Below are 13,089 nucleotides of genomic sequence, written 5' to 3'. Positions count from 1 at the left end.
CCTCTCAGCGCGCCGTCGCGGCCACCTGGGCCAGGGCCTGCTGTATCTGCGGCAGTGCGTAGGGCTTGGGCAGCACCACCACGCCCAGCCACTGCTGCGGATCCCCATCCAGCGCCGCGCGGCCGTGGCCAGACGCGATGATGATGCGCATGGCGGGCTTGCGCAGCGCCACCTCGCGCGCCAGGTCCACGCCGGACATGCCCGGCAGCGTCACGTCCGTGAAGAGCACGTCGAACCGCTCCGCCGCCAGCGCCACCCGCGCCTCCTCCGCGCTCGCCACCGACATCACCGCGTGGCCCAGCAGCCCCAGCAGTTCACCGGCGGACGCGCGGATGTCCTCGTCGTCCTCCACCAGCAGGACGCGCATCCGCCGCGCGGCCTCCTGCGTCGCCGACGTTTCCCCGGTGCGCGGCACCTCCGGCCACTGGAGCTTCGGCGTCACCATCCGCTGCTGCCGCTGGTCCAGCAGCGCCCGCACCTTGCGCGCCAGGTCCTCGCGCCGGTACGGCTTGGACAGCAGGTTCACGCCCGGATCCAACCGGCCGCCGTGCACGATGGCGTTCTCCGTGTAGCCGGACGTGAAGAGCACCTCGATGTCCGGCTGCAGCGCCTTCGCCTGCCGCGCCAGATCCGGACTGCGCACCGGCCCCGGCATCACCACGTCCGTGAAGAGCAGGTCCACCGCCACGCCGCTCTTCAGGATGGACAGCGCGCTCTGGCCGTCCACCGCGCGCAGCACTCGGTAGCCCAGCTCCGTCAGCAGCTCCACCACCGTGGCGCGGACCTCCGCGTCGTCCTCCACCGCGAGGATGGTCTCCTTCCCGCCCTCCACCGGCCCCGTCACCACCTCCGTCACCGGCGCCTCCGGCTGGAAGGCGCGCGGCAGGTACACCTTCACCGTCGTGCCGTGCCCCAGCTCGCTGTAGAGCTTCACGTGCCCGCCGGACTGCTTCACGAAGCCGTACACCATGCTCAGCCCCAGGCCCGTGCCCCGGCCCTCCGGCTTCGTGGTGAAGAAGGGCTCGAACGCGCGCTCCATCACCTCCTGCGACATGCCCCCGCCCGTGTCCGACACCGCCAGCAGCACGTACGCCCCGGCCATCACCTCCGGGTGCGCCTGCGCGTAGTGGTCGTCCAGCGACGCGTTGCTCAACTCCAGCGTCAGCTTCCCCGCGCCTCCCATCGCGTCGCGCGCGTTGATGGCCAGGTTGAGGATGACGTTCTCCAACTGGTGCGGATCCGCCATCGTGTTCCACAGCCCGCCGCCGATGACCGTCTCCACCTCCACGTCCTCGCCCAGCGCGCGGCGCAGGAGGTCGTCCATGCCCCGCACCAGCCGGCCCAGGCTCAACGAGCGAGGCTCCAGCGGCTGCCGCCGCGAGAACGCCAGCAACTGCCCGGACAGCCGGGCCCCGCGCTCCACCGCGCCCAGCGCTGACCGAACCCGATTCAAGCCCCGCTCGTTGCCCGCGACATCTCGCTGGAGCAGTTGCAGGTTGCCGCCCACCACCTGGAGCAGGTTGTTGAAGTCGTGCGCCACGCCGCCCGTGAGCTTCCCCACCGCCTCCATCTTCTGTGCCTGACGGAGCTGCTCTTCCGTCTGCCGCTGCTCGGTGACGTCGCGCCCGCTGGCGTACAGCACGCCGTCCTCCGGCACCGGCACCGCCGTCCAGGAGATGCGCCGGTAACCGCCGTGCTTGCACCGGTAGGCGCTCTCGAAGTTCAGCGTGGGATTTCCTCCCTCCAGGCGGTGCACCTCGGAGCGCGTCCGCGAGTAGTCGTCCGGGCGCTCCAGCCACTCCGACGTGCGGCCCAGCAGCTCCTCCTCCGTCCACCCCAGCATCTGCGTCCAGGCCGGGTTGACGCTGAGGAACTTCCCCTCCGACAGGCTCCCCACCACCAGCAGGTCCTGGGACACGTTCCACACGCGGTCCCGCTCCCGGGTGCGCTGCGCCACGCGCTGCTCCAGCGTCTCGTTGGCCCGCTTCAGGTCCGACAGCGCCTTGAGCCTGGACAGCGTCGCCCACACGCGGTCGGCCACGTTGCGTGACAGCTCGATCTCCTCCGCGGTCCACGTGCGCGGCTGCACGTCGTGCAGGAACAGCACCGCCACGAACCGGCCGTGCTCCAGCAGCGGGATGTTGAACAGCGCCCGGATGCCCACCTGCTCCAGCGTGTCCGCATGGGGCGCCGTGCGCGGGTCCTTCCTCACGTCCGGGATGGCCACCACCTCGCCCTTCAGGAGGTCTTCCAGGAACACGCCGTAGTCGTGGAAGCGGTGCACGCCCTCCACGCGCGCCACGTCCGGCGAGGCCACCCAGTTCGGGTGCATCAGCACCAGCGCGTGCGCCGCGTCCACCGTGCCGTAGCCCGCGCGCGGCACGCCCAGCATCCGCCCCACCACCTCCATGGCCAGCTTCGCGGCGGCGTCCGGGGACGGGGCCTCGCGCAGCCGGTCCGCCATCTCCAGCAGCGCCGTCTGCCGCAGCTCCGCCCGCTTGCGCGAGTCGATGTCCACCAGCACGCCGGGAAAGCGCAGCGGCGCGCCCTGCGCGGAAAGGTGGCAGTGGCCGCTGGCCTCCACCCACCGGTGCGCGCCGTCGGCGCGGAGCACGCGGTACTCGGAGCGGTACGCACCGCCCGTCTCCAGCACGCGGGCGATGAGCGCTTCCACCCGGGGCCGGTCCTCCGGGTGGATGGCGGCCACGAACTGGGAGATGGGCAGACCTTCGCGCGCCTGCACTGGGTCCAGTGAGAAGGAGTGCGCGAAGCGTTCGTCCGCGACGACGCGGTTGCCGGGCACGTCCCACACCCAGGTGCCAATCATTGCCTCGGCGTTCAGCGCCAATTGCACGCGCTCGTTCGCCTCGCGCAAGGCAGCGTCGGCCTGGTGGCGCTCGGTGACGTCCTGGGTGATGCCCACCAACTGCGCGGGATTGCCGGCCGCGTCGTACACCAGCGACGCGCGCCGGTGGATCCACCGCACGTCCCCGGTGTCATGACGGCGGATGCGGTACTCCACCGACGGTGTGACCCGCCCCGAGGCCCGTGTGCGCGCGTTGGACACGTGGTGCCGGTCCTCCTCCAGCGCGAGCACCTCGATGGCCGACGCGGGCAGGATGTCGGAGACCGGCACGCCGTACAGCCGGCAGAACTCCGGCGTCACCGTCAGCTGGTTGGTGGCGATGTCCAGCGTGAACACGCCAATGCCGCCCGCCTCCTGGGCCAGCCGCAGCTGTTCCTGCTTCACGCGCGCGTCGGCGTTCCCGCCAGGGGGCGCCGGGATGTCGGGGACCGTGCCAGCGCCGTCCTCCAGGCCCGCGGCGCGCAGGCGGAATCGCAGACGTTCGACCTCGGCCCTCAGGGCCTGTTCCGTTTCGGAAAGGGGCACGATCATGAGCGGGGGACCGTGGGTCGGGGGGACGACCTCCGGCCCTGGCACTGTCGCCCGGGTCCTCCGGGGTGGGCAACGGAGAATTCCGAAGGAGGCATTCCTCCGGAACGGGAACACCTCCCCGGTGACGGCGTCCGCGCCCGGCAGTTCCAGGTGAACGCCCGAAGGCGCGTCGCCAGTCCGTCGTGCCGGCGCGCGAGCCCCTTTTTCCCGTCGCCTTGACGCAGGGCAGCCAGGGCGTCAGGTCGTCCAGAACCCTGGGGAATACGGCGCGCGGCGGCGTGTCCTGGGCCTCCAGAAGCGGGAAGACGTCACGGGTTACCCAGGGCAAGTGCGAGCCATGGGACGTCCCGCGTTGCGGAGAGTCGTGAACACTCACATCACCCGCGGGTCGCAATGCTCACTTCCCGCCTTGACGCTGCCAGGAATTTCTTTAAAGAATGCACGCACGTCCTCTTCTTCTTGGAAGATGGCGTATGTACCGGGCCTCGCGTTCCCCAACCGCGGAACCGGTGCGTGACGTCCCAGTTGAGCCCCGCGCGCCGCGTTCCCCCTCTCGGCGCGCGGTGGCCCCTGGGACTTCCACCCCGCCCCTCATCACTCATCAAGTCCCCTCGAGGATTCGAGTGTCCACGTCCACCTTCGTCCTGCCCGTCTCGCTGGCCCTGCAGCTGCTCACCTCGGCATCGCCTTCCCCCCAGAACACGGCGACCGCTCCGTCCCAGGAGCCCGCGCCGAAGTCCCCGGCCACGTCGTCGGTGAAGGCCACGCCCCCGGCCGTGACGAAGCTGACCGCCGCGCAGCAGGCCACGGCGGCGAAGCTGGTGGGTCCCGCGCTCGCGGAAGGCCATGCATACGCGCGGCTGGCGGAGCTGACGGATGGCATCGGGCCGCGCCTGTCGGGGTCCGAGTCCGCGGAGGCCGCGGTGCAGTGGGCCCTGCGCAGCTTCCAGGCGGATGGAGTGAAGGCGTGGAAGGAGCCGGTGAAGGTGCCGCGCTGGGTGCGGGGCGAGGAGCACGGCGAAATCCTCGCCTCCGAGCGCACGCGCGGACTGCCGCTGGCGCTGCTGGCCCTGGGCGGCAGCGCGCCCACGCCGCCGGAGGGAATCACGGCGGAGGTGGTGGAGGTGAGCTCGCTGGAGGAGCTGGCGGCGCTGGGTGACAAGGTGAAGGGCCGCATCGTGTTCTTCAACCACACCATGTCGGAGGCAGCGGACTACGGCCGGTTCGCGGGGCTGCGAGGCCGGGGTCCGGCGGCGGCGGCGAAGCAGGGCGCGGTGGCCGCGTTGGTGCGCTCGCTGGCCACGGCGTCGCTGCGCACGCCGCACACGGGCTCCACGCGCTTCGACGAAGGCGGCCCGCGCCTGCCCGCGGCGGCGGTGTCGGTGGAGGACGCGCTCACGCTGCACCGGATGCTCCAGGGCGGAGCGGTGAAGGTGCGGCTGGTGCTGGGGTGCTCGGACCTCCCGGACGCGGACTCGTCCAACGTGGTGGCGGAGGTGCGGGGCCGCGAGAAGCCGGACGAGGTGGTGCTCCTGGGCGCGCACCTGGACTCGTGGGACGTGGGCACGGGCGCGCACGACGACGGCGCGGGCGTGGTGATGGTGATGGAGGCCGCGCGGCTCATCGCGAAGCTGCCCCAGGCGCCCCGGCGCACGGTGCGCGTGGTGCTGTTCATGAACGAGGAGAACGGGCTGCGCGGCGGCCGCGCGTACGCGGAGGCGCACGCGAAGGAGCTGCCCAAGCACGTGGCCGCGATTGAAATGGACGCGGGTGGCGGTCGGCCCCTGGGCGTGAGCCTGCACTCGGGGCCGGGCGGTGAGGCGCTGATGCGTCCGTGGCTGGCGCCGCTGGAGGGGCTGGGCGCCGCGCAGTTCCTGGTGGGGCACGCGACGGGCGCGGACCTGAGTCCGATGGAGCCCGCGCACGTGCCCTTCGTGGGCGTGCGGGTGGACAGCAGCCGCTACTTCGACGTGCACCACTCCATGGCGGACACGCTGGACAAGGTGGACCCCCAGGACCTGTCGCGCAGCACCGCCGCGGTGACGTGGATGGCGTACGCGCTGGCGGAGTCGCCGGGCACGCTCGTGCGCCCCACCGCGCCGGAGTCGGACACGCCTCCGCCGCCGAAGAAGTAGCGCGCAGCGACGCAGGCCGCGCGAAGGGGCCGGACCCACGAGTCCGGCTTCAGCGCGGCGGGAGCGCTACGCCTCCGCGGCGGCCTTGCGCGGTCCGCCCCGGCGAAGAGGCAGCTCTGGCAAGAGCAGCGTGACGAGCAGGGCCGCCAGCGCGACGAAGATGGCGACGCGGTACACGGCCATCGTCGCGCGGGTGAAGGACTCTTTCATCGCGAGTTCCACGCGGTCCACGGTGGACAGCGCGCGGGCCTCGTCCGCGTCCACTCGCGCGCGAGCCTCGGGCCCTTCTTGCAGGGCCTGCCGCCGCTCCTCGGCGAAACCCTCTCGTAGCTTCGCCTTCACCTGTTCCGGCTGGAACCGCTGGCCCTGCGGCGCGCCTTCTCCTCCGCCCAGGCCCGCCGGAGCGGACGCGTGCAGTTCCTGTCGTACGTCCGGAGGCAATCCGCGCGTGGCCTGCTGCGTGCGCGCGTGCATCTCCCGGCCCAGCGTGCCCGCGAACACGGTGCCCAGGAGCGCCACGCCCACCGTCATGCCCAGCTGCCGGAAGAACGTCGTCGCGGACGTGGCCACGCCAATGCGCTGGGGCGGCACGGAGTTCTGCACGGCCACGGTGTAGAGCGGGATGGACGGGCCCAGGCCCAGGCCCACGAGCACCATCTTCACGGTGACCTCGGCCTGGGTGGAGTCGGGCGTCAGCGTGAAGCCCATCACCGCGAAGCCTCCCATGAGGAACAGCAGCGCCCCCACCATCAGCGCTTTGTAGCGGCCCATCCGGGACACCAGCTGCCCGGACAGGACATTGCCCGCCACCACGCCCAGCGTCAGCGGCGTCAGCGTCAGTCCGGAGTGCGTCGCGGACAGCCCCACCACGTTCACCATGAACAGCGGCAGGAAGGTGACGGACGCGAGGAACACCGCGCCAATGGTGAACACCGCCGCGTTGCCCGCGGAGAACGCGCGCAGGCGGAACAGCGAGGGCTCCAGGAGCGGCTCCTTTGCACGGCGCTCCCGCCACACGAAGAGCCCCAGCCCCACCGCCGACAGCGCGAACAATCCCAGGATGGGCGCGGAGCCCCACGGGAACCCGCCCGCCCTGGGCGACGCCGCGCCATGGCCCAGGCTGAGCGCGAGCAGCAGCGGCACCACGCCCACCGCCAGCGCCACCGCTCCCAGCACGTCCAGCTTCCCGCCGTGCACGCCCTCCGGCTTGAGCGGCGGCATGCGCAGGAAGATGAGCGCCAGCGCGAGCGCGCCCACCGGCAGGTTGATGAAGAACACCCAGTGCCAGCCCAGTGAGTCGGTGATGAAGCCGCCGGCCAGCGGGCCAATGACGCTGGACAGGCCGAACACCGCGCCGAACAAGCCCTGGTACTTGCCCCGGTCGCGCGGAGGGAACAGGTCCGCCACCACCGCCAGCGAACCGGTGAAGAGCGCCGCGCTGCCCAGCCCCTGCACCGCGCGGCAGAGGATGAGCACGAGCGTGGAGCGGGCCGCGCCGCACAGGAAGCTGCCGGTGAGGAACACGGCGATGCCCGCCACCAGCACCGCGCGGCGGCCCAGCAGGTCGGACAGCTTGCCCCACACGGGCACCATCATCGTGGAGGCCACCAGGTACGCGGTGGTGAGCCACGGGTAGTGCTCCGGCGCGATGTGGAGGTCCGCCTGGATGGTGGGCCCCGCCGTGGCCACGATGGTCTGGTCCAACGCCGCCAGCAGCAACCCCAGCAGTGCTCCCGCCAGCGTGAAGGCCTTCTGTGAACGGCTGAACCGCTCGGAGGCCGGAGCGGCACGGGAGTCCAGGGCGGTGTCGGCGGCGGTGTCGGCCATGGCTCGGGCTCGCACTCAGGGCGTGCGCATTCGCGCGAATCTGGAGATGGCGGCGGAGGCGGGCCATGTCCGCCTGCCCGGCTGCTCTCCGTCCGGAAGGCAATGCGCCGTCGGGCAGGTGTCGGAAGTGCCGTTCATCCAGCAAGGGCCTTTCGGGGAACGCAGCGCGCCGCTCTATCCTGCGCACCCCTTCATGCCGGACATCGGATGCGCTGGGGGGCGTGAGCGCGTCCTGCCCAGGAGTGAACATGCGGACCCGTGGAGCGCTGGCCTGCGCCGTGGTGATGTTCCTGACGGCGGGCTGCAAGGACGACCCCAAGCCCCAGCCCGACGCGGGAGTCCCGGACGCGGGCTCTCAAGATGACGCTGGTACCGCCGGGCCCACCCTCTCCGAAACGCCACGCTGGCAGGTGGAAGGCGATGGCCTCGAAGCGAAGGAGTGCTTCGGCCGCGGCGTGGCGTTGGGGGACCTCAACGGTGACGGCCGCCAGGACCTGGTGGTGATTTCACCGCCGTGCACCAGCGGCCCCACGAACCCCGGCCGCGTGATGGTGTACTCGGGGCAGGCGTCCTACTTCTCCCAGACACCCGTCACCTCCACGCTGTCGTGGGTGCATCCCAGCCCGCGCACGTCGGGCTACCAGATGACGGTGGGCACGGGCGACGTCGACGGGGACGCGTACGCGGATGTGGTGGTGAAGAGCTACTACGGCGTCAGCGTGTACAAGGGCGGACCGGACCTGTCCCAGGTGTTCGCGCAGCCGCTGTTCCGCGTGCCGGACTCCTCGACCACGCGCTTCGCCATCGGGCGGCTGCTGGACGTGGATGGCGACGGGCTGGACGACCTCATCGTCTCCACCTTCACCGGGAGCACCACCCTCTACCGCGCGACGCCCGGCGAGAAGGAGGGCCCCTTCACCAACGTGCGAGTGCTGTCCGGCTACGCGCAGCCCGCGGGAGACACGGACGGGGACGGCGCCCAGGACCTGCTCATCCCCCTGTACGACGAGGAGAACAGCCAGGGCCTCTTCCTGGGCTGCAAGGCGGACAGCTCGCGCGCCTGTGATGGACCGCTCACCACGCAGCCGGTGTGGAAGGGCACGGCGCAGAGCGTGAGAGGGATTCCGGACCTGAACGGAGACGGCCGTCCGGAGATGCTCGCGGGGCTGAGGGGCAGCGTGCGCCTGCACCTGTCCGACGCCTCCGTCCAGGGCTACTCCGCCACGCCCGTGTGGACGTTGATGGACGACCCGGCCTTCCCCAGCGTGGCCGCCCAGAGCCTCTCGGTGGGCTCCATGTCGGTGGCGAGCAGGGGCCACGACTTCGTGTTCGCCTCACTGGGGCGCGTATACCTCTTCCGCCCCCAGGAGAACGTGTCCGGTCCGCTGACGCCGGTGTGGGCGTGGCCGCGCGCCAACCGCCTCCTGCCCCAGACGATGCTGGGCTTCACCGTCCCCAGCGTGGCCAGCCCTGGAGACCTGGACGGAGATGGCTTCGACGACCTGGTGGTGGGCCTGTCGCAGGAGAACGACGGCACGCGCGCCCCGGGCCGGGTGGTGGTGTTCGGTGGCGGAGTGGAGGGGCACTCGGAGGAGCCCGCGCCCCTGCTGATACCCGCGAAGATGTGCAACCTCCGGGTGGATCCGGTGAACGGCAAGCCGGACCTCACCGTGGACCAGGACGTCATCGCCCGCACGCTCTACATCGAGCGGCGCTCCTTCGCGGCGGACTCCTGCGAGGTGCGTGAAGGCTGCGTGCCCGCGGGCGGCGAGCGGCGCCTGCTGCGCTTCACCACCTCCATCGTGAACCTGGGCACCGCGCCCGCGGTGGTGCCCTCGCCGGAGGAGCGGCCGGACCTCTTCGTCTACGACGAGTGCCACCAGCACGACCACCTGGTGAACTTCGCCGGCTACGACTTGAAGGATGCCTCCGGCAACTCCCTGTCCGTGGGGCGCAAGCAGGGCTTCTACATGGTGGACTTCACCCAGTACTGCGCGGACGGCACCCCGTTCGCCTGGTACGACCCGGGCACGGGCATCTCGCCGGGCTGGTCGGATGTCTACACGGCGGACACCGCCTGCCAGTGGCTGGATGTCACGGACACCCCGGACGGCGACTACACCGTGCGGGTGGGCGTGGATGAGAACCACATCATCGACGAGCTCGACGCGCTCCCCAACGAGGCCACCGTCAAGGTGCGCCTGAAGGGGGACACCGTGACCGTGCTGCCCTGAAGCGAAAGGGCGGGCCGAGCGCATCGTTTCACCGCGAAGGGACTCCTGGAGATGGGGCCGGTGCAATGCCGGCCGGCTTCATTCCGGGGAGAACGACACGATGCGGATGCGATTCGCGCGGTCCTGCGCGGTGGTGGGGCTTTGGGTCCTGACGGGCTGCAAGGATGATCCGAAACCCCAGCCGGATGCGGGCACTCCGGACGCGGGCCCCACCCTCTCTGAAACGCCGCGTTGGCAGGTGACCGGTGACGGCGCGAACCCCAAGGAATGCTTCGGCCGCACCGTGGCGGTGGGCGACCTCAACGGGGATGGGCGCAAGGACCTGCTGGTGACGTCCGCGCCCTGCTCGGGCACCCAGACGGACCCTGGCCGCGTGATGGTGTACGCGGGCGAGGCGCGCGACTTCTCGAAGACGCCCGTCACGACGACGCTGACGTGGGTGCACCCCAGCCCCCGCGCCTCCAGCAGCCGGATGACGGTGACCACGGGCGACATCGACGGGGACGCGTACGCGGACGTGCTCGTCGCCACCGCCTTCGGCGTCAGCGTCTTCAAGGGCGGGCCGGACCTGTCCCAGGTGCTGGCCCAGCCGGTGTTCCGTGCGCCGGACTCCGCCACCCTGCGCTTCAGCGGCGCGCGGCTGCTGGACCTGGACGGGGACGGGAAGGACGAGCTCGCCGTCTCCACGCTCGACGGGGAGCTCACCGTGTACCGGGCGACGCCGGGAGCACCGGATGGCGCTTTCACCGCCGTGCGCAAGCTGACCGGTGTCCCCAACCCCGCGGGGGATGTCGACGGGGACGGGGTCAAGGACCTGGCCGTGACCCACGACGACTTCAAGGTGGAACTCTTCCTGGGGTGCAAGGCGGGCAGCGCTCACGTCTGTGAAGGGCCGCTCACCGCGCAGCCCGTGTGGACGGGCCAGGCCGAGCTGTTCGCCGCGCTGCCCGACCTGAACGGAGACGGCCGCGCGGATGCGCTCCTGCTGCTGGACGGCAGCCAGCGCCTGCACCTGTCCGACGCCGCGGGCCCGGGCTACGCGCCGCAAATCACCTGGCAGCCGATGGACGACGCAGCCTTCCCCCTCTTCGGACAGGCCTACGTCACCTTCAACAAGACCGTCGTCTCCGTGGGCTCCATGGTGGAGGGCGGCACGGGCCACGACTTCGCCATCGGCGCTATCGGCCGCGCGTACCTCTTCCGCCCCACCGCGAACGTGTCCGGTCCGCTGGAGCCGGTGTGGGCGTGGCCGCGCGCGAACCGGCTCGACCTCCGGACGTCGATGGGCACCGACTACCTGGGCATGGCCTCCGCGGGCGACCTGGACGGGGACGGGTACGACGACCTGGTGGTGGGCGTGTCCCCGGGGCTCAGCGGCACGCCCGCGGGAACACCCTCGGGAGGCGACGGCGAGTCCGCCCTGGGCCGGGTGATGGTGTTCGGAGGCGGCGCGGTGCCGGCCTCGCAGGAGCCCGCGCCCGCGCTGGCGCCCACGCGGACGTGTGGCCTCCAGGTGGATCCGGTGAACGGCAAGCCGGACCTCACGGTGGACCGGGACGTCATCGCCCGCTCGCTCTACATCGACCGGCGCTCCTTCACGGCGGACTCGTGCGAGGTGCGCGAGGGCTGCGTGCCCGCGGGCGGTGAGCGGCGCCTTTTGCGCTTCACCACCTCCATCATGAACATGGGCACGGGCCCGCTGGTGGTGCCTTCACCGGAGGAGCGGCCGGACCTCTTCGTCTACGACGAGTGCCACGAACACCACCACCTGACGAACTTCGCCGGATACGACCTGAAGGACGCGGCGGGTAACACGACGTCCGTGGGGCGCAAGCAGGGCTTCTACATGATCGACTTCACCCAGTACTGCGCGGACGGGGAACCGTACAGCTGGTACGACCCGGGCACGGGCATCTCACCCGGCTGGTCGGACGTCTACACCGCCGACCTGCCCTGCCAGTGGCTGGACGTCACCGACACCCCGGACGGCGAGTACACGGTGCGCGTGGGAGTGGACGAGAACCACATCGTGGACGAGGTCGACCTCCTGCCCAACGAGGTCACCGTCAAGGTGCGCTTGACCGGTGACACGGTGACCGTGCTGCCCTGAAACGGGAAAATCCCGCCGTGAAACGCCGTCCGGTGAAGGCCGCGTGCAATGGGCGGCCCTCATGGGCGTAGAGTGCCTGACGCGGCCCGTCCGCCGGGGTCCCTCCCGGTGCGGTGGGCCGCATGGCTTCCATGCGTGAAGGGGTGGTTTCGTGAACTTCCGGGTCGACGTGTGGGAGGGCGCGCGCATCGCGCTGACCTCGCTGCGCTCCAACCGGCTGCGGACGGTGCTCACCACGGTGGGCATCGGCGTGGGCGTGTGCACCCTGCTGGCCATCGTCGGCATCATCCAGGGGTTGAACGGCTCCTTCGCGGAGCAGCTCAACAAGATTGGCTCCAACACGCTGCAGGTGTCCAAGTTCCCCTGGGTGATGAACGGGGACTGGTGGGCGTACCGCAACCGCAAGACGCTCTCGCTGGACCTGGTGGAGCCCATGCGCGCCGCCTCAGAGCACGTCATCGCGGTGGCCCCCATGATGTTCGTCAACGCGGAGGTGTCCTTCCAGAACCGGAAGCTCGCCTCCGTGCAGACCATGGGCACCAGCCCCGACTACGCGATGACGTCCTCCGTGGAGATGGGGCAGGGGCGCTTCCTCACGCAGGCGGACGTGGACAACCGCTCCCCCGTCGTGGTGATTGGCGCGGAGATAGGCAAGGTGCTCTTCCCGGGCATCAACCCGGTGGGCCACCGCATCCTCGTGGACCGCCGTCCCTACCGCATCGCGGGCGTCATCGTGGAGCGAGGCACGCTGCTGGGGCAGAACGTGGACCTGGTGGTGATGCTGCCGTACACCACGTTCCAGGGGCACTTCGGCACCCTGCGTGACGTGACCCTGGTGCTCGCGGTGGACCAGCAGGAGAACGTCCCCCGAGTGCAGGACCGGCTCACGGAGACGCTGCGCCGTGAGCGCAACACCAAGCCCGGCGCGCCGGACGACTTCGCCATCAACCGGCCGGATCAGCTGGCCAACATGTACGCGCAGCTCACTGGCGCGCTCTACGGCGCGGCCACCGGCGTCGGGCTCATCACGCTGCTGGTGGGCGGCATCGGCATCATGAACATCATGCTGGTGTCCGTGCGCGAGCGGACGCGTGAGATTGGCGTGAGGCGGGCGCTGGGCGCTCGCAAGCACACCATCATCTTCCAGTTCCTCATGGAGGCGGCCAGCGTGTCCGCGGTGGGCGGTGCGATGGGCACCGCGGTGGGCATGAGCCTCGCGTGGCTGGTGAACTACCTCACGCCCCTGGCGGCGGCGGTACAGCCCATGACGGTGGTGCTGGGCGTGGGCTTCTCCGCGGTGGTGGGCCTGCTGTTCGGCATCTGGCCGGCGGCGCGCGCCGCGAACCTGGACCCCGTGGAAGCGCTCCGCCACGACTAGGCGCGAGC

6 protein-coding genes are annotated in these 13,089 nt (G+C 71.0%); 4 read left to right on the top strand and 2 right to left on the bottom strand.

Annotated features, from left to right (window positions below; all coding sequences use genetic code 11):
- Window positions 1–4: 4 nt before the first annotated feature.
- On the bottom strand, window positions 5–3,397 hold the full coding sequence (locus D7Y04_RS41055; RefSeq protein WP_121762880.1) for a PAS domain-containing protein: 3,393 nt from the start codon (window positions 3,395–3,397) through the stop codon (window positions 5–7).
- A gap of 623 nt (window positions 3,398–4,020) precedes the next feature.
- Here D7Y04_RS41055 and D7Y04_RS41050 point away from each other — a divergent pair.
- The gene (locus D7Y04_RS41050; RefSeq protein ID WP_121762879.1) at window positions 4,021–5,532 is read left to right on the top strand and encodes a M20/M25/M40 family metallo-hydrolase; all 1,512 of its coding nucleotides are present in this window, start codon (window positions 4,021–4,023) and stop codon (window positions 5,530–5,532) included.
- Between the two features lie 66 nt (window positions 5,533–5,598).
- On the opposite strand, the gene D7Y04_RS41045 is transcribed toward D7Y04_RS41050, so the two are convergent.
- Complete coding sequence (locus D7Y04_RS41045) at window positions 5,599–7,359, bottom strand: MDR family MFS transporter (RefSeq protein ID WP_121762878.1); 1,761 nt, start codon at window positions 7,357–7,359, stop codon at window positions 5,599–5,601.
- Between the two features lie 248 nt (window positions 7,360–7,607).
- On the opposite strand from D7Y04_RS41045, the gene D7Y04_RS41040 reads away from it, so the two are divergent.
- The 3 genes from D7Y04_RS41040 to D7Y04_RS41030 all read left to right on the top strand — a co-directional run bounded on the left by D7Y04_RS41040 (window position 7,608) and on the right by D7Y04_RS41030 (window position 13,081).
- The gene (locus D7Y04_RS41040; RefSeq protein WP_121762877.1) at window positions 7,608–9,593 is read left to right on the top strand and encodes a lysyl oxidase family protein; all 1,986 of its coding nucleotides are present in this window, start codon (window positions 7,608–7,610) and stop codon (window positions 9,591–9,593) included.
- Between the two features lie 100 nt (window positions 9,594–9,693).
- Window positions 9,694–11,703: a lysyl oxidase family protein gene (locus D7Y04_RS41035; protein ID WP_121762876.1), complete on the top strand. Its 2,010-nt coding sequence runs from the start codon at window positions 9,694–9,696 to the stop codon at window positions 11,701–11,703.
- Window positions 11,704–11,854: 151 nt separating this feature from the next.
- Window positions 11,855–13,081, top strand: a complete 1,227-nt coding sequence (locus D7Y04_RS41030) for an ABC transporter permease (protein WP_120596321.1) — start codon at window positions 11,855–11,857, stop codon at window positions 13,079–13,081.
- The last annotated feature ends 8 nt before the right edge of the window (window positions 13,082–13,089 follow it).

Source organism: Corallococcus sp. AB038B, assembly GCF_003668955.1.
GTDB classification, from domain to species: domain Bacteria; phylum Myxococcota; class Myxococcia; order Myxococcales; family Myxococcaceae; genus Corallococcus; species Corallococcus exiguus.
This window is presented reverse-complemented; position numbering and strand designations above follow the sequence as displayed.